Source organism: Paraburkholderia sp. Ac-20336 (genome assembly GCF_017105025.1).
GTDB lineage: Bacteria > Pseudomonadota > Gammaproteobacteria > Burkholderiales > Burkholderiaceae > Paraburkholderia.
Map to the genome: position 1 here is coordinate 1 of NZ_JAAGPS010000144.1, position 18,626 is coordinate 18,626.

The 18,626-nt window shown below is 64.6% G+C and carries 19 protein-coding genes; 5 read left to right on the forward strand and 14 right to left on the reverse strand.

The window, feature by feature from the left end; translation table 11 throughout:
• From GXB81_RS26695 to GXB81_RS26725, 7 genes are all read right to left on the reverse strand, one after another.
• Positions 1 to 185 (reverse strand): hypothetical protein (locus GXB81_RS26695; RefSeq protein WP_205990772.1); only part of this gene is annotated, 185 nt, incomplete at its 3' end.
• Positions 182 to 3,910 carry an exodeoxyribonuclease V subunit beta gene (gene recB / locus GXB81_RS26700; protein ID WP_205990773.1) on the reverse strand — a complete coding sequence of 1,243 codons (3,729 nt, stop codon included), beginning with the start codon at positions 3,908 to 3,910 and terminating at the stop codon, positions 182 to 184. The genes recB and GXB81_RS26695, both read right to left, overlap by 4 nt.
• Positions 3,907 to 7,311, reverse strand: a complete 3,405-nt coding sequence (recC, locus tag GXB81_RS26705) for an exodeoxyribonuclease V subunit gamma (RefSeq protein ID WP_205990774.1) — start codon at positions 7,309 to 7,311, stop codon at positions 3,907 to 3,909. The genes recB and recC overlap by 4 nt, the downstream gene beginning before the upstream one ends.
• Before the next feature lie 422 nt (positions 7,312 to 7,733).
• On the reverse strand, positions 7,734 to 7,889 hold the full coding sequence (locus tag GXB81_RS26710) for a hypothetical protein (RefSeq protein WP_205990775.1): 156 nt from the start codon (positions 7,887 to 7,889) through the stop codon (positions 7,734 to 7,736).
• The gene (locus tag GXB81_RS26715) at positions 7,871 to 8,092 is read right to left on the reverse strand and encodes a hypothetical protein (RefSeq protein WP_167040225.1); all 222 of its coding nucleotides are present in this window, start codon (positions 8,090 to 8,092) and stop codon (positions 7,871 to 7,873) included. Before GXB81_RS26715 ends, GXB81_RS26710 begins: the two co-directional genes overlap by 19 nt.
• On the reverse strand, positions 8,079 to 8,603 hold the full coding sequence (locus tag GXB81_RS26720) for a DUF4279 domain-containing protein (protein WP_345891017.1): 525 nt from the start codon (positions 8,601 to 8,603) through the stop codon (positions 8,079 to 8,081). Before GXB81_RS26720 ends, GXB81_RS26715 begins: the two co-directional genes overlap by 14 nt.
• Complete coding sequence (locus tag GXB81_RS26725; RefSeq protein ID WP_167040229.1) at positions 8,506 to 8,721, reverse strand: hypothetical protein; 216 nt, start codon at positions 8,719 to 8,721, stop codon at positions 8,506 to 8,508. Before GXB81_RS26725 ends, GXB81_RS26720 begins: the two co-directional genes overlap by 98 nt.
• 120 nt (positions 8,722 to 8,841) lie before the next feature.
• Here GXB81_RS26725 and GXB81_RS26730 point away from each other — a divergent pair, with 120 nt between their 5' ends.
• Positions 8,842 to 9,156: a D-Ala-D-Ala carboxypeptidase family metallohydrolase gene (locus GXB81_RS26730; protein ID WP_205990776.1), complete on the forward strand. Its 315-nt coding sequence runs from the start codon at positions 8,842 to 8,844 to the stop codon at positions 9,154 to 9,156.
• 140 nt (positions 9,157 to 9,296) lie between these two features.
• Here the strand turns inward: GXB81_RS26730 and GXB81_RS26735 are convergent, their stop codons facing one another.
• The 4 genes from GXB81_RS26735 to GXB81_RS26750 all read right to left on the reverse strand — a co-directional run bounded on the left by GXB81_RS26735 (position 9,297) and on the right by GXB81_RS26750 (position 10,829).
• Complete coding sequence (locus GXB81_RS26735) at positions 9,297 to 9,551, reverse strand: hypothetical protein (protein ID WP_167040231.1); 255 nt, start codon at positions 9,549 to 9,551, stop codon at positions 9,297 to 9,299.
• Positions 9,548 to 10,039, reverse strand: coding sequence for a hypothetical protein (locus tag GXB81_RS31640; protein ID WP_240162878.1), 492 nt, complete (start codon positions 10,037 to 10,039; stop codon positions 9,548 to 9,550). Before GXB81_RS31640 ends, GXB81_RS26735 begins: the two co-directional genes overlap by 4 nt.
• 16 nt (positions 10,040 to 10,055) lie before the next feature.
• A complete protein-coding gene (locus GXB81_RS26745; protein ID WP_167284647.1) occupies positions 10,056 to 10,250 on the reverse strand; it encodes a hypothetical protein in 195 nt (64 codons plus the stop codon).
• A 186-nt stretch (positions 10,251 to 10,436) separates the two neighbouring features.
• Positions 10,437 to 10,829 (reverse strand): Arm DNA-binding domain-containing protein, encoded by a 393-nt coding sequence (locus GXB81_RS26750; protein WP_167040235.1) that lies wholly within the window; start codon positions 10,827 to 10,829, stop codon positions 10,437 to 10,439.
• Positions 10,830 to 10,960: 131 nt separating this feature from the next.
• On the opposite strand from GXB81_RS26750, the gene GXB81_RS26755 reads away from it, so the two are divergent.
• Entirely contained in the window at positions 10,961 to 13,495 is a 2,535-nt protein-coding gene (locus tag GXB81_RS26755) for an FUSC family membrane protein (protein ID WP_205990777.1), read from the forward strand.
• A 58-nt stretch (positions 13,496 to 13,553) separates the two neighbouring features.
• On the opposite strand, the gene GXB81_RS26760 is transcribed toward GXB81_RS26755, so the two are convergent.
• Entirely contained in the window at positions 13,554 to 13,766 is a 213-nt protein-coding gene (locus GXB81_RS26760; protein ID WP_167040239.1) for a hypothetical protein, read from the reverse strand.
• 345 nt (positions 13,767 to 14,111) lie between these two features.
• On the opposite strand from GXB81_RS26760, the gene GXB81_RS26765 reads away from it, so the two are divergent.
• Complete coding sequence (locus GXB81_RS26765; RefSeq protein ID WP_205990778.1) at positions 14,112 to 14,630, forward strand: DUF2778 domain-containing protein; 519 nt, start codon at positions 14,112 to 14,114, stop codon at positions 14,628 to 14,630.
• Positions 14,611 to 14,871 carry a hypothetical protein gene (locus GXB81_RS26770; RefSeq protein WP_167284643.1) on the forward strand — a complete coding sequence of 87 codons (261 nt, stop codon included), beginning with the start codon at positions 14,611 to 14,613 and terminating at the stop codon, positions 14,869 to 14,871. Before GXB81_RS26765 ends, GXB81_RS26770 begins: the two co-directional genes overlap by 20 nt.
• 45 nt (positions 14,872 to 14,916) lie before the next feature.
• On the opposite strand, the gene GXB81_RS26775 is transcribed toward GXB81_RS26770, so the two are convergent.
• Positions 14,917 to 15,399 carry an Lrp/AsnC family transcriptional regulator gene (locus GXB81_RS26775; RefSeq protein WP_167284642.1) on the reverse strand — a complete coding sequence of 161 codons (483 nt, stop codon included), beginning with the start codon at positions 15,397 to 15,399 and terminating at the stop codon, positions 14,917 to 14,919.
• A 296-nt stretch (positions 15,400 to 15,695) separates the two neighbouring features.
• Between GXB81_RS26775 and GXB81_RS26780 the strand changes: the two genes are divergently transcribed.
• Entirely contained in the window at positions 15,696 to 16,205 is a 510-nt protein-coding gene (locus GXB81_RS26780; RefSeq protein WP_241016533.1) for a cysteine dioxygenase family protein, read from the forward strand.
• 168 nt (positions 16,206 to 16,373) lie between these two features.
• On the opposite strand, the gene GXB81_RS26785 is transcribed toward GXB81_RS26780, so the two are convergent.
• The coding region (locus GXB81_RS26785; RefSeq protein WP_205990780.1) for a mechanosensitive ion channel domain-containing protein at positions 16,374 to 18,626 on the reverse strand (2,253 nt) is incomplete at its 5' end.

Sequence of the window (18,626 nt, forward strand, 5' to 3'; positions counted from 1 at the left end):
GCCCACCTGAGCGCCTCGCCCGATGCGCCGCCGCGCCGCGCGAGCATGCCGATACGGCGCGCGAAACCCTCGGCGAGCGCAATGCTGAAATCGGCCGGCGCAGGCAGATTGACGCCGATGTCCTCGAGCCCGAGCGGCGCGGCCGCGCGTTCTTCGAGTGTGCCAGGCGTGCCGGGCGTGCTCATGCGCTACCTCCGATCATCGCCGCGTCGAGCAGCGCCACCAGTTCGAACGGCGCGCGCCGCCGATGCACGCCGGCCGGCCCACCGGCATCGCGCCACTCGGGTCGCACGCCGCGCACGAACAGGTACAGATAACCGCCGATATGCGTGTCGTACGCGTAGTCGCGCACCCGCGTTTTCAGATAGCGATGCAGCGCGACCGTATAGAGCAGCGCCTGCAGGTGATACGCGTGGCTCGCCATCGCCGCGTCGAGCGGCGCGGCCGCGTAGTCGGCGGCGGTATCGCCGAGGTGATTCGATTTCCAGTCGACGATCCAGAAGCGGCCGTCGTGCTCGACGATCATGTCGATAAATCCTTTGACGAACCCACGCAACACGCCGGACTCCAGCGCGACATCGGGATAACCGTACTCGATCAGCAGTTCGCGCAGCCCCGGAAAATCGAGCGACGGCGCAGCGAACAGAAACTCGAGTTCATTCAGACGCCGGTGCGGATTCAGCTTCGCGAGCGCCATGCCCGGCACGAGTTCGGTCGTGACGACGTCGCCGATCAGCCGGTGCATCATCGCGGGCAAACGCGCGGCGAGTTCGGGCACGGCCGGCGCCGGGCGCTCGCGCAGCGCACCGCGAATCGCCTCGGGCCACGTGCTCGCGTCGGTGAAATCGGCGAGTTCGAACATGCGATGCAGGCAGTCGCCGGCCGCCGCGCCACGCGGAAACGCGAGAATGTCGTCGGCGGCATAGGCAGGTGTTGGCGGAGCAGCAGCCGGCGCGAGCAACGGCGCGAATTCGAGCGCGTCGGCAATTTCATCGTGATCGGGACGCACGTCTTCCGGCAGCGCATGCAGGTCCGCAGCCTTGCCGCCCGCCGCGATCAAACCGCTGAAACTCGCCATGCGCCACTGATCGCGCAGCGGCCGGCGATAGGCTCGCGCGAGCCATTGCGCGTCATGATCCTGCAGACTTTCGAGCGGCGTACGACGCGCCACTTCAGGCAAGGCCTGCAGCGCGACAGGTCCGCCCGCGAGCGCCTGCCAGCTTGCCGCGAGCGCGGCTTCGTCGGGCGGCTCGGCAAGCCAGGCGTCGAACGCATGGCCTGCACCGCCGACGAGCCAGTTCAGCACGCTGCGGCGCGACTCCTTTGTCGAGCGCGACGACAGGTAGGTGCCCGCAACCAGATAGCAGCGATACACCGCGCGCGTGAGCGCCACATAAACGAGCCGCGCACGCTCGGCCGCCTGCTCGCGCACGGCGTAACGCGAGGCGCGCTCGGCCTCGTCGTCGTCGCAACCGTAGTGCAGCACCGCGTCGCCGCTGTCGTCGTGATATTCGCGCGCATCGGGCAAGCCGGACGAAGGCGGCTCGCGCAAGCCGCCGTCATTGAGAAACGGACAGAACACGACCGCGTATTCGAGCCCCTTCGACTTGTGGACCGTGACGATCTGCACGAGATTGCGATCCGATTCGAGCCGCAACTGCGCCTCTTCGCCGCCGCCCTGCTCGCGCTGCGCGGCGAGCCAGCGCAAGGTTGGCGCGATGCCGGGCTGCGTGGCCGCGCGCGCCTGCACGAGTTCGGCGAGATGGTTCACGTTGGTCAGACGGCGCTCGCCATCAGGACCGGCGACGAGCCGTTGCGCGACGCGCAACTCGCGCATCAGCGTGCGCCACATCACCGCGAAACCGCGTTCGTGCCACAACACGCGGTAACGCGAAAAGCGCTCGACCCAGCCCATCGCGTCGGCCGCATCGAATGCTTGCGCGGCTGCGTCGACGGCGGCGGGCGTGTCGGCCACCTGCGCGAGCCGCCATAGCGCGGCGGCATCGAGCCCGAGCCAGTCGGTCGCGAGCGCGGCGCGCAGCCGGCGCAGATCGCCGGGCGTGTCGATCGCGGCAAGCACGCGCTCGATCTGCTCGGCATCGAGCGTCGCGAACACCGACGCCTGCGCCAGCTCCACGCTGCCGACGCCCCATGCCGCGAGCACGCGTTTGACGAGGCTGCCCTGCTTGTGCGTTTGCACGAGCACGGCGACGTCGCCCGGCGCAAGCGGCCTGTCGCCGATCGTCACCGTGCCTTCGCGCGCGCCGCGCAGCAATCGCACGATCTCGGCCGCGCACGCTTCGCTTGCGGCGCGTTGCGCATCGCGTTTGCTCAATGCGGCCTCGCCTTGCGGCAAGGTCCAGATGCGGAAATCGCCGCCGCTTGCAGCAGGGCCGGCAGCAGCAGCGGTATCGGCAAACGGCGCGCGCCGCCGCGCGCCCGCGCGCACCGGCTGATAGTCGAGCCCGTCAAGCACGAACGCCTGCGGGTTCGCTTCGAAGATCCGGTTGCACGCCTCGACGATCGGCGCAGTCGAGCGCTGGTTGACCGCGAGCGTGTAGCACGCGGACGCCGAGGCGCGCGCCGCGAGGTACGTATGCAGATCGGCCGCGCGGAAACTGTAGATCGCCTGCTTCGGATCGCCGACCAGGAACAGCGGCCCGGCCGGCGCGAAAATGCGGCTGAAGATCGCGAATTGCAGCGGATCGGTGTCCTGGAACTCGTCGATCAAGGCGGCCGGATAACGGCTGCGCAACGCATCGGCGAGCCACGGATGCGCGGCCAGCGCGCGATACAGGTTCGCGAGCAGATCGTCGAACGAGACGACGCGGCGCGTGCGCTTGCGCGCGACCAGTTCGGCGGGCGCGTAGTCGAGCCACGTCTGGACCAGCGCAAGCCAGCGCGCGCGTTGCGCGGCCTCGGCCGCGACAACGGCAGCGGCCAGCGTTTCGGCGTGCTCGAAGAACGGATGCGCGGGCGGCTCGAACTTGACCTTGGTCGCCTTCTTCAACGCCGACACGGTCAGCTTCAACGCGGCGCGTGGCGGCGGTGCATGGCAATCGTCCTGCGCGAAGTAGTCGTTCCACGCGGCAATCGCGGCGCTCACGTGATCGGGCTTGTGCGTGGTCTTGCTCAGGCGCTCCTGCGCCTCGGCGAGCAGCGCGACGATCGCCTCGCGCTCCGCCTGCCAGATCGCGCGGGCGGCATCGAAACCGGCTTGCGGATCGGCGCTCGCACCGTCATCCACCTTACCCCAGCGCAGTTGCGCGAGCGGCTTTTTCAGACGCCGTGCAAGCTGCTCGTCGAGCGACGCGGGGCCCGCGCGTTTCGCCACGAGCCATGCGGCAAACGCGGGATGCGCATGCGCCTCGGGCTCGACCTGCTCGCGCCAGAAATCGGCGGCGAGTTCGAAACGCAGGGCTGCGTCGTCGGCTTCCATCTCGAACGCGAACGGCATCGCGGCGGCGAACGGCGCTTCCTGCAAGGCGCGCTGACAGAACGCGTGAATCGTGTGAATTGCGGCCTGGTCGAACGTGCGCAGCGCACGGCGCACGACCTTCAAGGCGACCTCGCGCTCGATGCCGCGCTCCGGCGCGAGCGTCGTTTCGAAGAGCCGCCGGATGAACGGATCGCCACCGTCGTCATCCATGTCGATCGCGCGATGCAGTTCCGCGAGACGGCCGCGAATCCGTTCGTGCAGTTCCGCGGTTGCCGCCTTCGTGAACGTGACGACGAGAATCTGATCGGCGTTCAGATTCTTTTCGAGCAGCAGCCGCACGTAGAGCGCGCAGATGTTCCACGTCTTGCCGGTGCCCGCCGATGCCTCGATCTGGTTGACGCCGTCGAGCGAACAGGCAAAGACGTCGAGTTCCTCGGCCACCAGCGTGTGATCGCGCAAGGTGCCGCTCATGAGGCGCTCCGCAGATGTGCGAGAAGCGGCTTGAAGACGATCGCGGCAAGGCTGCCGAACGGCTCGTCGAGCGTGAGCGGCGTGCCGCGCAACGCGATGCGCAGTGCCGGGTCGTCGGACTCGCCGCGCACGCGGTCGTTGATCCACACGCCCTGCGCCGCCGCATCGCTTTCGCTGATTTTCGTCCACGCGCTCTTCGGGAAAAAGCGTAGCGGCAAGCGGCGCCCGGCCTTGAAGAGCGCGGCCAACGGCGCGAGTTCGTCGAGCGGCGCTGTGACCGGCGCGAGCTCGAAGCTCTCGCCACTGCCGTGCCATACGGTGCGGCGCGGGCCATCCGGGCGCACCGCGCAATAAACCAGATGCGCGAGCCACGCGGACAGATAATCGCGCGCGGTGGCCTTGGCATAACGAAACATCACTTGCCCCGTTCCGGTCAGCAGATTCAAGGTGCCGCGCAATTGCAGCGGCGTTTCGGCGGCCTCGCGCAGCAGCGCATCGTGCGGGCCGAACAGCGCGCCGACGATATCGGCGCCGACGGGCCAGCGCGGCGCCACGTCGAGCACGAACGGCAAGCGCTCGATGCCCGAGGCCACTTCGCGGCGCACGCTTGTCGCGAGTTGCTGCAACGCGCTCAATTCGCGCGCGCGCCATACCGCGCCGGTCGCGCCGCCCGGCAACTCGGGGCTCGCCTCGGCGACGCGGCGCACGCGGCTGAACATCGCGTCGTCGTCCGTGCCTGCATCGAGCAGCACCGGCAGCAGGCGCTCGGCGAGCGCGTCGCGCCCCGCGTAATCGAGATCGAACGGCTCGGTGTCGAGCAACTCGCCCTGCGCATCCGACAACGCGACGCCGAGGCGGTCGCGCAACAGCGAACGCGCCGGATGACGCCAGAAGCGCACGAAATCGTCGAACCCGACTTCATGCGTCTCCTCGGCCGGCAGCGGCTGATCGAAGAACGGCGCGGCGGCTGGGTGCCGCGGCGCGGCGAGCAAGGTGGCAAGCTCGGCGCGATCGGCGTCGTAGGTGAACAGGTCCGGTTGAGCCGCGAAATAGTTCGAGGCGAACGCCTGCAACGGATGCTCGACGATGAACGCGTGGCGCGCTGCATCGACCTCCGCGGGACTCGCGCCCTCGCCCGCCGACACCTGCGCGAGATGATCGAGCAGTTCGTCGACGAGCGCGGCCGGCGGCAGCGGCGCGTTGTCGCGAATGCTGCGCCCCGTGTAGGCGATGAAAAGCCGCTCGCGTGCGGCGAGCAGCAGATCGAGGAACAGATTGCGCTCGTCGTCGCGACGCTGACGGTCGCCGGCCTTGCCGAACGCGGCCATCAGATCGAACTCGTCGGCCCGCGCGAGACTCGGCAGCACGCCGTCGTCCATGCCGACGAGGCACACGACGCGAAACGGCAGGCCGCGCAGGCTCGTAAGCGACGAGAACGTCACGCTGCCCCACGGCACGCCGCCGCGCGCGGGATCGTCGAGCGCTTCGGTGAGCGCGCCGCGGATCACCGAGGCGGGCAGCGGCACGTCGTGCGCGCCGGCCTGCATCGCGTCGCTCATCGTGTCGAGCGCATCGCGCACGGCCGCGAGCGAATCGGCGAAATCGACGCCGCCGTCGAAGCACTGCGCGAGCGTTTCGAGCAGCTGTTGCGACCATTCGGCCGGCGTGCGCTCGATCGCGCACTGCGCCGCGAAGCTGTCGATGTCGTCGACGAAACGCGACAGGCGGCCGAGCAGTTCGGCGTCCGAGCCGTCCGCGCCTTCCACCGGCAACCACGCGTCGACCGGCTCGCCGCCGGCCGGCATCGCGTAGCCGAGGTAAAGACGCGTAAGCGCATCGGCAAATGTGTGGCGCGCGACCGGCACGTTTTCGCCGGCTGGTTCGAGCGGCGCGAGCCCACGCCGCGCGCCGGCCGCCGCGAGCCATTCCTGCGCGGTTTCGAGCGAATTCGCGTCGATGCCGTAGCGCACCGCGACCGCGTCCACGCGCAGCCATTCGATCAGGTCCGGCGCGCCGACACTGCGCTCGGGCAGCGCGAGCCAGTCGAGCAGCAGCCGCGCAACCGGGTTCGCCTGCGACGGCGGCAAGCCGGTGATCCGATACGGAATGCGGCGCGTGTCGCCGGCGGGCGTGGTGCCGAACACGGCGTCGATCAACGGGCCGGCCGCCGCGAGATCGGACACGGCGACGAGCACGTCGGACGGCTGCAGATCGTCGAATTCGTCGAACCAGCCGAGCAAGCGGTCGTGCAGCACTTCGAGCTGCCGCGACAGGCTGTGGCAAACATGGACCTCGATACCGCGTTCGAGCGGCAACTCGTCGGCATCGGCTTCGTTGCGCAGATCGAGAATGCCGTTCTGCACGGCCGCGAGCCAGCTCGGCTCTGAATTTTCCGTGAAGTCGCCGGTCTCGGCCGAGGCCGCGCTCTCGGTCAGCTCGTGCAGCATATGCAGCTGCGCCTGCGTCTGACGCCCCCATTCGGCGAGCAGCGGATGACCGACTTCCTGATAGTCGAGTTGCCCCGCCGCGTCGAGCGCCTGTACGCGCCCTTCGCTGACCACGTCGAACCAGAACTCGCGGCACGGGTTCATCACGTACAGGCGCACGTCGATCCAGCGCGACAGCGCGCGCAGCAACGCGATATGCAGCGGCGGCATGGTCGGCAAGGCGAACACGCTGACCGCTTCGGGCCATTGCGCGTTCGAGATCGCTTCGAGGTCGAGCGTGCCGATTTCGTCGAGGAAACGATACGCGGGCGGCAACGCGGCCGCGGACGTTTGCGCATGACCGTGGGCCTGCGCGAGTTCGGCGAGCAGCGCGCGCCACAGCGCGGCCTGCCAGCGCTCGTCCTCGCGCGCCGAGTCGCTCGCGCCGCTCAGACGCGGGCCGGTCTCGTCGGCGCCGTTGCCTGGCATGCCGCCCGCGAATATCGAACCGCCCTTCTGCCATTGCAGCAGCCATTCGGGGCGATAGGTCAGATAGTGGTCGAGCACGGTCGCGACGCGACGCGCGAGTTCGTAGCGCATCGACGCGTCGGCCGCATCGAGATAGGTGCGCAGACGCGGCGACGCGTTCCACGGAAGCGACGCGTCCGCCTCATGGCCGTTCTCGAGCAGCCGGTAGCAGCGCCACACGAGCCGGTCCGGCGCGAACGGCGACTGCCTCGGCACCTCGATCACGCCGCCGATCCGCGCCCACAGCCATTGCGCGAGATAACAGAAATCAACATTCGCGCAGATGCCCTGGCGCGCGGCGATATCGAGCTCGAGCCGCCTGCGCACGGCCGCGCTCGGCACGATCACGGGCCGCGCGGTCCACGGGTCGGCGGGCGCTTGCGCGAGGTCGTCGAGCAGCGCGCCGACCAGCGTTTCATAGCGGTTCGAGTAGAAGAGCTGGAGCATGGATTCCGGGTGAGGCGCAGCTCGCAGGCGGCGCATGAGCGGCGCGCAAGCCACGGCGGGCATTGAAGCGACAGCATAACAAACACGCTCCCCAAGGCATAACCTGGCCGAACGGACGAGGTCAGAACGCGCGCAAAATCAGTTAGACTCGACGGCAGTTTTCGAGCTGTCTCTTCAACTGCGGTTTTCTCGGTGAACGGATTCAGGTAGTCGATGCGCTATTCGGTCGAAATCGACATATCAGCCTGAAACCCTTGTAATACGGGGTTTTCATCAAAAAACACCCCCACCAACCCCCAATATAATTCTTTGAAAAATTCCGACGCACGGATTCTTTAAAATTCGCCTGACGGCTTCGTGCCCCCGCCCTTCCCGACACACGTACCGACCTTGACGAACGGCACAGCGGCCCGGATTTCAGGTCACGCCCCCCCTTCCGCCTGACCGGTTTCCCACACGCCGCTGGCTTCTTCGCCGACCGCCTGCACTTCGGCTTCGGTCAGATCGGTAAAGCGGTGCAGTTCGCCCCCGGCGCGCACCAGCAGATAGACCGCGATCATCAGCAGCGTCCCGACCACGGGCGGGTCATCCGGTCGACAGTAAGTTCGGTCATCCGCTCCGGGCTCGCGTGACGCACGATCAGGCTTGACACGCTCGTATGCACCTGCGCGCAAAGCACCCGATACCACGTATAGGCTTCGCCCAAGCCCGCCCGCTTCAGCGGCCATGGCGGCGGCGTGGATCGGCTTGTGTATTCGAGCGATGCTCTATCGATGTTCATCAATCTCGACCGTGCCACCCATCGCTCCCATCATCGTGCGGATATCGTCGGGCACATCAGGTACGCGGTCGCCTCTTTCGTTGTACCAGTAGCAGAAGAAGCGCATTCGAGCGCCATTGTCTACAAGTATCTGCCGAAGATCGGCACGCGGCAGACCAAGACGCTCAACGAGGTAGCGCAAATGCGGCTCTAGCGAGTTGCTACGGACGGCGACTTCACTGCCTATCCTCCAAAGACCAACGCGTCCGGGAATGCGGCTCGGCCGTCCCGACGGTGTAATGAACGGCTGGCCCCTGGTAATCGCCAAATCTGGCTTGACGTTAAAGTACGCCGACCAGAAAGCTGGCTCCAATGAGTCTCCAGAAATGTAAAAGGTCGCGTGCGCAAGTTGGTGGTCTTTCATTGGAGTTATCTCAGTCCGCCCAGCCATGAAAATTTCCGATGTAGCTACCCTTAAAATACACGTCACCGTTGTCATGCCAGATGACGTTATCGGCTGGACCCAAACCATTGTCTGGCTTGAAAATGTGCAAGATTTTTCCGAACGTCTTGCGGTCATACCCAAGCATCTTCGCTGCGTAGTCCGGATCGTTCGTGCTCGCGGCAAGTTCTTCGGTATCGGCGCTCATCGCGTCCGGCTGATACGTAAATCCACGCGTCCACCTCGTTCTCCGACCAGCGCACAGCACGCGACTCGATGACGGGCACATTGTGGATGCAGCGAGTACCGACCGACTGGAATTTCTCAAGTGCGGTCTTCTGGCAGTGCGGCGCGGCTCGGGCTGCGCAACGTACCGGACGCGACCGAACTGAAGAACCTGCACGCACTCACCGCTGCACTTGAAGACGTGCGCACGGTGCTCGGCAATAAACCGATCCTGATTTCGTCGGGCTTTCGATCCGACGCGGTGAATCGCACCGTGGATGGTGTGTCGAACAGCGTGCACCGCTCGGGCCTTGCTGCTGATTTCATCTGCCCGGGGTTCGGCACGCCGCTCCAGATTTGCCGCGAGGTGGAGTCGAGCGACATCGACTTCGATCAGGTTATTCAGGAGGAGACGTGAGTGCATTTTGCGATTCCCGCACCGGGCAAGAGCGGTCGGCGGCAGGTGTTGACCGCGCACTTTTCGGGCTCGGGTGGTGCCACCTACACCAGCGGCCTTTAACTCGCTCTATCGATATTCTTGTATCCCTCAATGAAATATTAAATCGATACCTTGTTACCCTTTCCATCTGTGACTTCGAGAAAATCACGAAGCTCCGGGTATTGCGTCGCAAACCAGAGAAGCGCCGCACCGCCCAAGCGACGGGCAAATTCATCATCAATCGGATGGTCTTTGCCTACCTCGTGGGACATTGTCATGTTTATTCGTGCGTTTTTGAATAGCCGCGAGTCGACAAATCCTGTCTTGATAGTGCCGGATTCCGGGTCGTAGTAAGACACAAAATATTCAGTCATCGATATCCCCTGCACGCTTGATAGTCCTGGAAGGCTTGATCCTTACACGCCAGATAAGTGCGCATGTCACCACCATACATTTTGCTGAGCGCACTGCAATAGGTCATCCGTGCTTCGTACATCGCATCGCACTCCTCTTCCTCGGCTGCGCTGACTCCGCGCGCCGCGATGTCATGCACATCGTCGCTGATCGCACCCGGTTGGTAGCTGAACGGCTGTGCATTGCCGAGGTTCTGCGGCGGGGTTCGTGAGCGTCCGCGACAATTGCACGTCCATGCGAGCCCCTGTGCTTCCAGCATAGCGAAACCGGTTGGTAGCGAGCGCATCCGGTCAAACGGAAAGAACTCGCCGGTCTCGACGTTATAAGCCCGTGCCGATGATGGCATCGGCGGGAAGTTGGAATAGATCGAATAGGTAATGCGACAACTCTGGCACTCTTTCTGGTCCAACCAATCCGCCCAACCGTTTTCCTGTTTCATTTGCTCCATTTTCAGACACCTGGCATCAGTCAGGGACTCCGCTATGCAGCGGGTTCCCTGTGCCGGTGAGCACCACCCCGCGCCGATCAAGCAGGCCTTCGCAAGCCTGCTCAACAAACTCCCTCACTTCGTCGTGCTTCACCAGCACGTGCAACGCGGCCAGCGCGTTGACGGCATTGTTCCACGCGGTGCAGATTTGCCTGCGTTCGGTGAAGGTCATTGCGTGCCTCATGGGTTCCTCCCGTGGGTGAAACCTTCACCGTAGGAGCGCGGGCCGCTCGCGCGCTATCAGATAACTCCGAATTTGCCCGCTGAAGGGCTAACCCCTGATGGAGAACATGCAAATCAACGTATACAACGATGGCCGCGCGCCGCCTTCTTCCGCGAAAAACTACTGTCGGCGGCGTCAGTCGTTTTCTGGCGACCGCCGACGCCTGGCGGCACGTTCTTCAACAGTTCGTCGCAACGGCGAACGGCTCGCGCCGCCGTCTTCGCTTCGGATAGCGAGCGGCCCGGTTCGACAATCGTGTGTGCGCAACAGACCGAAAAAAAGCCCGCGCAGGGCGGGCAAAGTCCCGATGCGGGCACCGGAGGCTTGCCACGGTGCCCGAAGCCAGCGGCCAAGCCCAAGTTCACGGCTCCGATTGTGTAGTTGATACTTCAAAACCCAACTTGCCACGCCGGTCGGCGTAATCTGGATGTTCAGTCCGTCGCCGTCCAGGTAATATCGTGCTTTCTTAGGCGAGTTGCTGATTAGTCGCTTGATGGTGGCGGCGGTCAGACGGTTGATGGTTCGCATTGCGGTACGCTCCGAGCCCTCAATCCACCCCCCAGTTTTACCCCCAACATTGGGCGCAATGCTTTGCGTTAGATTGAACTGATTTAGACCGGATTGTTATACCAAATCCCTTTGCTGACAAGGATTTGCAGGTGTCCAGAACCGCTCAACTCGACTCAAGAAATAACCCATTTTTCTATTCGGTCGAAATAAGAAAATTCCTTTATAGCCAGTACTTTTATGGCGGCCTGCGCATCGCGGTTGGCGTGTCGTTACCGGCCATCCTGTGCCTGATCGTGTTTCACGATCGCGAGCTCGGCTTCACCATCGCGACCGGCGCGCTCGGCGCCTGCGTCGTCGACATGCCGGGCCCGCTCAAGTACAAGCACAACGAGATGCTGGCCTGCACGGTGATCGGCTTTCTGTCCGCGCTCGCCACCGGCCTCGCCACCGTCAATCCGGTCGCGTTGTGGTGCACCGTCGTGCCGCTCACGTTCGTGCTGTCGCTGATCGTCGTGTATGGCAACCGCTGGCCGCAGATCAGCTTCGCGACGCTGTTCATGATGATCATGACGCTCGAGGATCACTTCACGCCGCAGCAGGCGCTCGTCAACGCTTCGTGGATTCTGCTCGGCGGCCTCTGGTACACGTACTGGTCGACCTTCGTGAGCCGCTGGATGCTGAATCGGATCGAGCAGCAGGCGCTCGCCGAAAGCGTGTTCGCATGTTCCGACTACCTGCTCGCGCGCGCCGCCTTCTACGATCTCGACAACGATCTCGACGAGTGCTACCGCAAGCTCGTCGCCATGCAGATCGCCGCGGTCGAGCGCCAGGACGCCGCGCGCGACATCGTGCTGCGCAACCTGCCCGGGTTCCGGCGCGGCAAGCTCGAACCGCGCCGCGCGATGCTCTACAACCTGTTCATCAATACCGTCGATCTGCACGAATTGTTCGTCGGCGCGCAAATCGATTACACGCTCGTGCGCAGCACGTTCGGCGGCTCCGATCTGCTCGTGTTCTACCGCGACCTGATCCGCAAGGCAGCCGAAGACCTCGAGGACATCGGCCTCGCGGTGCTGCAAAACCAGGCGCCGCGCCAGCGCGTGAACGTCAAGGCGGAACTGCGCGCGATCGAGTATGAAATCGAACTGATGCGCAAGCAGGGGCTGCCGGCGCGGGACCCCGAGGCCTATTCGGCGGTGTCGTCGAATTTCCGGCGCATCTGGAGCGCCACGCGGCTCATCGACAAGATGCGCAAGAGCCTGTCGACCGAACCGAGCCCGACCGAAACCGAACTGCATATCGACCAGGCGCTGAGCCGCTTCGTATCGAGCCGCCGCGTGCCGTTCGGGCAGATCTTCTCGAATCTGACGATGGCCTCGCCGAGCTTTCGCCACGCGTTGCGCGTGACGATCGCGGTCGCCGTCGGCTTCTGGCTCGGCCGCCTGCTGCCGCTCACGAACGCCTACTGGATCGTGATGACCTCGGTCATCATCCTGAAGCCCGGCTATTCGCTGACCAAGCAGCGCAACGGGCAGCGGATCATCGGCACGCTGATCGGCTGCGCGGCGAGCATCGCGCTGATCGTCTTCGTAAAGGAGCCGCACATCCTGATGGTCGTGATGTTCGCGTCGATGGTGATGAGCTACAGCCTGCTGCTGTTCAATTACACGGCAAGCGTGGTGTTCACGTCGTCGTACGTGCTGCTGATGTTCCATCTGCTCGCGCCCGGCAGCATGCGCATCATCGGCGAGCGCGCGATCGACACCGTGGTCGGCTGCGCGATCGCGATCGCCGCGAGCCATCTGTTCCCGTACTGGGAATACCGGCTCATGGGCAAGCTCGTCAACACGATGATCGGCGCGACGCGGCAGTATCTCGAAGCAAGCTGGTGGTGGAGCGGCAAGCCCGCTGCCGCGGTCGTCGCCACGGTGACCGAAGCCGGCGCGCGCGCGCCGGCGATGGCCATGGCCGATCCGGGGATCGGCTTCGCCGGCCCGGTGCTCGCGGGCGCGGGGGTCGGGGGTGAGGCCGGGGTCGGCATGGGAGCCGCTACAGCGGCACCGCCCGTCGCGCAAGCGGAAGCGAAAACAGCCGATGCCTCCACGGGCACCCCCACGGCCGGCAACCCGGGCACGCGGCCCGCCCATGGCGCATCGGCCGCGGCGGCTGCGGCCGCTACCGCGCTCGATCGCGATTACCGTTACCGGCTCGCGCGCAAGAACGTGCACGTCGCGTTCGCGAATCTCGGCCAGGCATTCCAGCGCATGATGCTCGAACCGAAGTCCGCGCAGAAGTTCGTGCCGGAACTGAACGGCCTGCTCGTGCGCAGCCACGTGCTCGCCTCGCAGATCACGGCCGCCGCGCCGCTACTGCGCACGTCCGCGCAACAACAGCAGCAGGTCGAGGACATCTCGCTACAGCCTCTGCAGCGCGCCCTTTCGCTCGTGCGCGACAACCTCACCGAAGCCGAGGCGGGCACTGCCCTGCCCGCCGAGCAGAGCGAGCAGATCAAGCTGATGAACCGCGAACTCGATGCGATGGTCGTCGAAACGGAAAAATCGCCGGACTACACGGCCGATGCCGTGCACGACATGAAACTGCTCGCGCATCAATGCAAGCAGATGCTCGCGGCGTCGGCGCAGATTCGCAAGGATGCGAGCGTGATCCGCCTGCCGGACGAATGAAGGTGTACGCGCCGCGGCGTTACCGTGCGGCGTTACCGTGCGGCGTTACTGCACGACGTTACTGCGCAGCGCCGCTCGCGGGCTTCGTTGCATCGGTTGACGCGGCCGCTGGCGACGAGGCCGACGCCCCCTGCGCATTCTGGCTCTCGTCGAACTCGTGCTTCTCGTGGATCGCGTTGTAGAACAGCGTGGCAATCACGAGCAGGATCGCCACCACGATAAAGACGGCAACGCCAAAGGTCGGATTCTTCTTGCGCGGCGGTTTGTTCATGAAGCGGGCTCGGTTCGCGAAGCAATCGCGGATGGTGTGAGGAAAGGCGGCATTCTACGCCCACTGAGCTTGCACACGGCTTGCAGCCGACATGACTGGCGGGCTTTTTTTGCGATGACGTTAATTCTCGTCAATTTGCATTTTTCTTTGCTCTGGGTCACTTCCCGATTCTCCGCCATTGATGCAGTGTAGCGAAGGCGCCACTCAAACAAGGCGCGTCTTTGTTGAAACGCTTCTCTCAATATCAGGAAATCTTCTTTGTATGGTCGTATCACGTGGCATTACCTTGACGGCAATATCAAATACACAGACTCTCAAAATGATCACGAATAAGGGGGCATAAAAATGGCCTATACGGGAAAGTTTTTGGTCAATAACGAGCCTCTATCACCACTTACCATTTTGGGCATTGGCACATTTAAAGCGTATTCGGGAAACGGCGCATACCGTAACAAGGGTGGATGCACAGCTATTCCCGATAACGGCCCGATTCCTGCCGGTAAATACTGGATCGTGGATCGTCCTACAGGCGGCATCCGCTCCAGGACTATTGCAGGCGCAAAAGACGCCTGGAACACGTTCCTCGGCAGCTCCTCTCACCATGACGAATGGTTCGCGCTGTATCGCGATGATGGCAGCATTGACGATATAACCTGGATCAATGGTGTCAAGCGCGGACAGTTCCGCCTGCATCCGTCAGGCGGGCGCGGTCTTTCACTCGGCTGCATTACCCTGCCGAGCCATGTCGATTTCAAAATAATCCGCCAGGCCCTTCTGCGTACCGCCGCGGTCCCCGTGCGCAATTCAGGGCTTCATGCATATGGAAGCATCGAGGTCGTCACGTATGGCAATACTTGTCCGTAGGCTTTTCAAAATCGCTCTGTTTATTGGGCTATTCCTTCTGTCCGTCCGCTATGTCCACACCTACCCCTGGCCGATGCCTGAGAGCCAGGCACTGAGATGGTTGAGCATCGCTAACGGGTTTGGCCTGCATGACCCCGATGATGTCTATATTCCGGTCATGGTGGCGATTGAATTGATCGTCGCTGTTGTGGTGTATATGGCGATCATGAGGCTATGGCGGCACTATCGCACGAAGCAGTAAATGAAAGCCCCGGCAACGGGGCTTTTTATGGATCGCGGACTCTTACTAGCTATTGGACACCGTTATATGAGGCCGCACGGGCAGCGCCGTCGAATACTTGATCTGCTCCATCGCGAAGCTCGAACTCACGTCGTACAGCGGCACGGACGTAATCAGTTGCTTGTAGATCCGGTCGTAGTCGTCGATATCGGACACCACCACGCGCAGCAGATAATCGGTCTCGCCGCTCATCCGATAAACCTCGACCACCTCGGGAATGTCCCGCACCGCCTGCGTGAACGCGGTGGCCCATGCCTCGGTATGCTGATTCGTGCGCACCGCGACGAACACCGTGGTGCCGACGCCGAGTTTGCGCGCGTCGCACAGCGCCACCTGCGCGCGGATCACGCCCGCGTCCTTCAGGCGCTGCAGCCGCTTCCAGCACGGCGTCTGCGACAGATTCACGCGCTGCGCGAGTTCCGCGATCGGCATGGTTGCGTCTTCCTGCAGCAATTCGAGCAGTTTCCGGTCGATGATATCCATACCCATACGGCACTCCCGATAGGAAATTATTCTACTTTTAAGAGCCTCGGAGGAATTATATGGAAACTCTTTCTCCGGTCAAACCGGTATAAATATCGATACCGAAAATAGCCGACAAGCAGTGCATGCGCTGCATCACGACCATGAGCGACGACCTCCGCGCCCGCGCTTTCGAGCGCCTTTCCGAGCCCCCGGCGCCACTGCCGGCATCGGCCCGGCCCTACGCCGCCGGGCAATCCGCCGCCGCGTCGAACCCGCGGCAGCGCACGCCGCTCGAACGGCTCCGCGATACGCTCGACGCCATGTTCGAGGCCTGCGCGACTTTCCGCGAGCCGTCGCATTCGAGCTTCTTCGCGCGCAACATGCGCCTCGCGCTCGCCGAGGCGGCCGCCGATCCGGCCTTGCTCACGGCGGCGCAACGCGAGGGCTCGCCCGAGAGCTACCGGCGTCATCTGCTCGCCGCCGATCCGCGCGAACGCTATGCGATTGCCGCGCTGGTCTGGCAGCCGGGCCAGGCAAGTCCCGTCCATGCGCATCACACGTGGTGCGGTTACGCGGTGCTCGACGGCACGCTCAGCGAAACGATTTTCGAATGGGATGGCGCGCGGCACTGCGCCAGCGCGACGCGCATGCAGGCACGCCCAAGCGGCGCGGTGTCGTTCGTGCGCAGCGGACGCGGTGCGATTCATCAGCTCGGCAATCGCAGCGAGGCACCCGCTATATCGCTGCATGTTTATGGCGTGGCCGGCACGCAGCTCGGCACGCACGTGAACGACGTCGTGCGCGTCGCCGATGCGGCGGCACTGGTCTAGCCGCCGGCCCAGCGGGCAAACCAGCAAGGCAGCAGGCTATCACGAGAAAAGTCTTTGCTACGCGCGCCTCATAGCCTCATAGCAGGTTCACGCCACGGGCGGGCAGGCAAGCATGCCTGCCCGCATAAGACACACGCCCTCCCTCACATCCGCCGAAAGCTCGTACCCTCAACGATTCCCGCCCGTATCGCCGGCCGTGGGAATCTGCGGCGGAATCGGCGCAGTCTGTCCGGTCGGCGGCGGCGCGGGTCGCGGTTCGTGCGATACGTCGCGGGCCGGCGCGAGCGGCGCATGCGCGCGCTCATCGGCCTCATCGGCCCCATCCGCCCCTTCGCGCGCGACAAAGCCCGTCATCTCGTCGTCGCGCAAAGGCTCGCCCTCGCTATCCTTCGACGACGTATACACGCGCATCTGCGCTACCGGAATCTCGATTCCCGCCTGATCCATCCGGCGCTTGAGCCGCAGATTGAACGCGCGCGCAACGCTCCATTGCTGCAGCGGCCGCGTCTTGATCTGCCCTTTGACGACCATCCAGTTCGGATCGAAGCGGTCGAGCCCCCACACCTCGATCGGCCCGAGCATCTCGCGCCGGTAGCGGAAGTCGGCCATCAGATCGGCACCGACCTCGCGAATCAGTTGCATGATCTCGTCGACGTCGGTCGAGAACGACATGCGCACCTCGAACACCGCGTACGCGAAATCGCGCGACAGGTTCTTCACGATCTTGATCTGCGAGAACGGAATCGCGTGGATCGCGCCCTGCCCGTCGCGCAGCCGCACGGTGCGGATCGACAGATGCTCGACGGTGCCCGCGTGGCCGCCGTCGACGTCGATCCAGTCGCCGACCGACACCGTGTCCTCGATGATGATGAACAGCCCCGTAATCAGGTCGGTCACGAGCGACTGCGCGCCGAAGCCGATCGCGAGGCCGATCACGCCGGCGCCCGCGAGCAGCGGCGTCACGTTGATGCCGAGATTGGCGGCCGTCACGATGCCCGCGATCGTCGCGATCGTGACGAGCAGCACGTTGCGCACGAGCGGCAGCATCGTGCGCGCGCGCATGCTCGGGCTGCGCGCCTTGTTGCGCAGACTGCCGGGATTGAGCGCCTCGGTGATCGCCGTATCGACGAGAATCCACAGCAGCCATGCGATGAACACGGTCGCGACGATCGCCGTCGCCGCATGCGCGATGCCGCGCGCCGCGACGCTGCGCTCGATCACCGCGGCCAGCGACACGCCCCACAGACGCGCCGCGGATTCGAAGCAGAACAACCAGACGAACAGCGTCGCGAGCGTGCCGGCAAAGCGCAGCAGCCGCGTCAGATACGGCGAGCGGCGCCGCGCGCGCGCACTGCGCGGACGCGTCATGCGCAGCACGATCGCCGAGAGGAAAAACGCCAGCACGAGCAGGAGCGCCGTGACGATCGAAATCTGCAGCACGTTCTCGCTGGAACCCGTGCCGCCGAGCGTGGCGACGATCGACGCGCTCGCGAGCACGAGCACCGGCACGTGCCAGAGCGCAGCGAGCACCTCGAAGGCGTCGGTCGCGGCCTTGTGATCGTTGCGCTGCTCATAGGGCCGGTTGCGGATCAGATGCGCGACGGGCCGCCGGAACGCGAGCGCGAAATAGCCGGTCAGCACGGCGGCCGTCATGTTGGCGGCGGTGGAAATCAGCGCGGCGAGGTTCGTGCCGAGCTGATGGGCGACGTCGTAATTGACGGCCGCGTCGCCGAGCGCGCCGCAAATACCGATCGCGAACAGTACGTGCCGCGCCTGCTCGATCAGCAGGCGCACCGCGACGCGCCGGTGCCCCGAGCCGAACAGCGAAAACATGATCAGACAGATCGCCGAAAACACCGCGCCCGTGACGATCGCATAGGCGACCACCATGCCGAGCGTGCGGCCGAGCGCATCGGGCATCGCGCGTACGAACAGGAGCGCCGCGAGGAACGCGATGATCCACGGACCGACGCGGCGCAGCGCGAAGATCAGCAATTCGCGGGTGGTCGGATTCGGCCGTAGTCGAACGTCGATGCGAAAGCGCCGCCGGAACCGGTGTTGCAGATAGATCAGCAGCCCGGCGCACGCGCCCCAGCCGGCCAGCATCCCGAGCATCGACAGCAGGATATGGCCGAGGCTCTCGCGCCCCTGGCCCGAGACGATCGTGTAGAGCTCGTTGGCCGCCGCGTTGATGCGTCCGCTCCAGTAACGCGCGGGCGTGCGCCCCTGGCGCACGTCGGATTCGAACGACGCGATGCCCGAAGCGATCGCGCCGAGCAGACCCGGACTCGGCTGCGCGGTCGCGGCGGGGCCGGCGGTTTGCGCGACGCTGCGCGAGGCGTCGCGCAGACTCTTCAACTGGGCGACCAGCGCGGCACGCTGACGGTCGTTGTCGAGCGTCGCGATCACGCTGTCGAGCGA

What these genes read in the sequence shown, in the direction of transcription:
- GXB81_RS26760 (WP_167040239.1), bottom strand. Translation starts at nt 13,766, where the DNA reads ATGAACAAACCGCCGCGCAAGAAGAATCCGACCTTTGGCGTTGCCGTC.
- GXB81_RS26725 (WP_167040229.1), bottom strand. Translation starts at nt 8,721, where the DNA reads ATGAGCGCCGATACCGAAGAACTTGCCGCGAGCACGAACGATCCGGAC.
- GXB81_RS26750 (WP_167040235.1), bottom strand. Translation starts at nt 10,829, where the DNA reads ATGCGAACCATCAACCGTCTGACCGCCGCCACCATCAAGCGACTAATC.
- GXB81_RS26720 (WP_345891017.1), bottom strand. Translation starts at nt 8,603, where the DNA reads ATGGTTTGGGTCCAGCCGATAACGTCATCTGGCATGACAACGGTGACG.
- recB (WP_205990773.1), bottom strand. Translation starts at nt 3,910, where the DNA reads ATGAGCGGCACCTTGCGCGATCACACGCTGGTGGCCGAGGAACTCGAC.
- GXB81_RS26745 (WP_167284647.1), bottom strand. Translation starts at nt 10,250, where the DNA reads ATGACCTTCACCGAACGCAGGCAAATCTGCACCGCGTGGAACAATGCC.
- GXB81_RS26780 (WP_241016533.1), top strand. Translation starts at nt 15,696, where the DNA reads ATGTTCGAGGCCTGCGCGACTTTCCGCGAGCCGTCGCATTCGAGCTTC.
- GXB81_RS31640 (WP_240162878.1), bottom strand. Translation starts at nt 10,039, where the DNA reads ATGGAGCAAATGAAACAGGAAAACGGTTGGGCGGATTGGTTGGACCAG.
- GXB81_RS26765 (WP_205990778.1), top strand. Translation starts at nt 14,112, where the DNA reads ATGGCCTATACGGGAAAGTTTTTGGTCAATAACGAGCCTCTATCACCA.
- GXB81_RS26715 (WP_167040225.1), bottom strand. Translation starts at nt 8,092, where the DNA reads ATGAACATCGATAGAGCATCGCTCGAATACACAAGCCGATCCACGCCG.
- GXB81_RS26735 (WP_167040231.1), bottom strand. Translation starts at nt 9,551, where the DNA reads ATGACTGAATATTTTGTGTCTTACTACGACCCGGAATCCGGCACTATC.
- GXB81_RS26775 (WP_167284642.1), bottom strand. Translation starts at nt 15,399, where the DNA reads ATGGGTATGGATATCATCGACCGGAAACTGCTCGAATTGCTGCAGGAA.
- GXB81_RS26770 (WP_167284643.1), top strand. Translation starts at nt 14,611, where the DNA reads ATGGCAATACTTGTCCGTAGGCTTTTCAAAATCGCTCTGTTTATTGGG.
- recC (WP_205990774.1), bottom strand. Translation starts at nt 7,311, where the DNA reads ATGCTCCAGCTCTTCTACTCGAACCGCTATGAAACGCTGGTCGGCGCG.